This is a genomic window from Funiculus sociatus GB2-C1 (assembly GCF_039962115.1).
GTDB classification, from domain to species: Bacteria; Cyanobacteriota; Cyanobacteriia; order Cyanobacteriales; family FACHB-T130; genus Funiculus; species Funiculus sociatus.
In genome coordinates, this window is the sequence record NZ_JAMPKJ010000137.1 from 1 (window position 1) to 2,974 (window position 2,974).

2 protein-coding genes are annotated in these 2,974 nt (G+C 47.5%); both read left to right on the plus strand.

Annotated elements, in window-relative coordinates:
- Positions 1-172 precede the first annotated feature (172 nt).
- Positions 173-2,581: a GH116 family glycosyl hydrolase gene (locus NDI42_RS28770; RefSeq protein ID WP_190450551.1), complete on the plus strand. Its 2,409-nt coding sequence runs from the start codon at positions 173-175 to the stop codon at positions 2,579-2,581.
- Between the two features lie 271 nt (positions 2,582-2,852).
- Positions 2,853-2,974: IS1 family transposase (locus tag NDI42_RS28775; protein ID WP_190450553.1), on the plus strand; the 122-nt coding region annotated here is incomplete at its 3' end.

The following is a 2,974-nucleotide window of genomic DNA, read 5'->3' on the forward strand; positions in this document are numbered from 1 at the left end:
TGAACTCCGGCTCAGTTCAGCCAATGAGATAAGCAAGGGTTATGAATAACGGGTAGCAATCGCCTTTGTTCAGTCCCCATAGTACCCCAGCGATGACTTTTGCAAGAGGTCTACTAAAGTTCGCCTCATAAACGCGATCGCTTAACCAGTCTAAACGCCGTAAAATCAGGAAATGATTTATCAACGCCCCCGCTTGGAAATTCCCGAATGCGCCTGGAAGCGTCCTATCGGACTCGGATGGGACAAGCCTTACACTGTCCGCTACGCCAGTAATCTCGACGATGGCCCTTGGCACGGTATGCCCTTGGGTGGCTTTGGCGCAGGTTGCATTGGTCGTTCCCCAAGAGGTGACTTTAACTTGTGGCACCTGAATGGCGGAGAACACGTATTTCGCAGTCTGCCTGCTTGTCAGTTTAGCGTCTTTGAGCAGCCAGAAGACGCGCCAGCGCAAGCTTACGCGCTGTGTACGGAACCGCCAGAGGATGGCAGTTTATCTCGCTGGCAGTGGTATCCCAAGGAAGGAACTGGGGATAAGGGATTGGGGACTGGGACTTATCATGCGCTTTATCCGCGCAGTTGGTTTGTCTATGAAAATGTGTTTCAGGCGGAGTTGAGTTGCGAGCAGTTTTCGCCAATTTGGGCGGGAAATTATCAGGAAACTTCTTACCCTACAGCTGTGTTTCGCTGGACTGCATACAATCCCACAGATAAGCCGATAACGATTAGCATTATGCTGACTTGGCAGAATGTGGTCGGTTGGTTTACCAATGCGATTAAGTCGCCAGAAGTACGGGTGCGGGATGATGGTAGTCCGGTTTACGAGTATCAACCACGATGGGGAGATAGTACGGGAAACTTAAATCAGTGGATTTCCGACTTTCACCGCGTGGGATGTCTGCTAGATCGGGTAAGGCTGCATGATGAAATTGGGGAGGGGGAAGGACAGTTAGCGATCGCTACTGTGAATAATCCCAGTTTAGAAGTCTTCCATCACAGTCGTTGGGACCCGGCAAGCGATGGCGGTGATATTTGGGATATTTTTGCTTGTAATGGCACCTTGTCGGATCGGCAAGATGAAACGCCAGCCGCACCAGGGGAACAAATAGCTAGCGCGATCGCTGTCCGCTTTACGCTGAAACCTGGTAGAACTCGCTATATTCCTTTTATCGTCTGCTGGGATTTTCCGGTGATGGAATTCGGTACGGGGGATTCGATCACTAAATATTACCGTCGTTATACTGATTTCTTTGGTCGCAATGGCACAAATGCTTGGTCGATAATTCGCACGGCTCTCAAGCAAGATGATACTTGGCGGGACTCAATTCGCGAATGGCAACAGCCAATTTTAGAGCAGCAGGACTTGCCTTCTTGGTTCAAAATGGCACTGTTTAATGAGCTGTATCTGTTATGCGATGGCGGTACTCTATGGACAGCAGCATCAGAGTTAGATCCGATTGGACAATTTGGTGTTTTAGAGTGCCTAGATTATCGTTGGTACGAAAGTTTAGACGTGCGGCTTTACGGCTCGTTTGCTTTGGCGATGCTTTGGCCTAAATTAGATAAAGCAGTTTTAGAAGCTTTTGCACGAGCAATTCCCACAGGGGACGATACTCCCAGAATTATTGGGTACAATCAAGCACAGGCAATTCGCAAAGCTGCCAATGCCACACCCCACGATCTCGGCGCACCAAATGAGCATCCGTGGGAAAAAACTAACTATACCAGTTACCAGGATTGCAACCTTTGGAAAGATTTACCTTGCGATTTTGTTTTGCAAGTTTATCGAGATTTTGTGATGACTGGCTCCACAGATATCCAGTTTTTGGAAGAATGCTGGGATTCAATTGTCAAGACGCTGGCTTATGTCAAGGAGTTTGATCTAGACGGGGATGGGATTCCGGAAAATTCCGGTGCGCCAGATCAGACCTTTGATGATTGGAGATTGCAGGGTGTGAGCGCTTATTGCGGCGGCTTGTGGTTAGCGGCTTTAGAGAGTGCGATCGCTATCGGACAAATATTGGCCGAAAATTACCCTGACGGCGAATACAACACCACCAATTACCAAACCTGGCTAGACCAATCCCAATCTTTATATCAACAAAAGCTTTGGAACGGCAAATATTACCGACTCGACAGCGAAAGCGGATCTGATATTGTCATGGCAGATCAACTTTGCGGTCAGTTCTACGCCCGTTGGTTGGGATTACCCGACATTGTGCCAGTAGAGTGCATACAATCTACCCTCAAAACTGTGTATGAGTCCTGCTTTTTGAAATTTAATAATGGTCTTCTGGGTGCTGCAAATGGAGTAAAACCAGATGGTACTCCTTTCAATCCCAATGCTACTCATCCCCTAGAAGTTTGGACAGGAATTAACTTTGGGCTTGCAGCATTCATGGTGCAGATGGGGATGAAAGATGAAGCCTTCCAAATGGTGGAAGCTGTCGTGCGCCAAGTTTACGACAATGGGCTACAATTCCGCACCCCCGAAGCCATCACAGCTGCTGGTACTTTCCGTGCTAGTCACTACCTGCGAGCAATGGCAATTTGGGCAATCTACGACGTACTGACGAAATTTTAAACTCTTTCCCAGGCTGAGCCTGGGAAAGAAAGAATCATTTTAACTTTTGACTTAATTACCTCCTCCCATTGACGGAGGGATTGCAGTAAAAAATAATTCTAGGAACGTCACCCAACAAAACGTAAGCATTTGTTGGGTGACGTTCCTCAACGCAACCTTCGCGAATATTAGTGTTTTTCGCTCTAACCGAACCGTATTGCTTGGTTAGGTCATGCCTCAACGAAGTGTGGGTATAATCGCTAGGTATTGATAGACAATTCCCTCTTCACATATGCAATGCCCTCTGTGCGGTCACACCAGAACTCACAAACATGGAAAAACCAGCAAAGGTAGTCAACGATACTTGTGTCCTGCTTGTAGACAAACTTTTACTGACGGCTTTGACACCTTGTA

Excerpts from the sequence above, each read along its gene's own strand:
- NDI42_RS28770 (WP_190450551.1), top strand. The coding sequence starts at position 173 with ATGATTTATCAACGCCCCCGCTTGGAAATTCCCGAATGCGCCTGGAAG.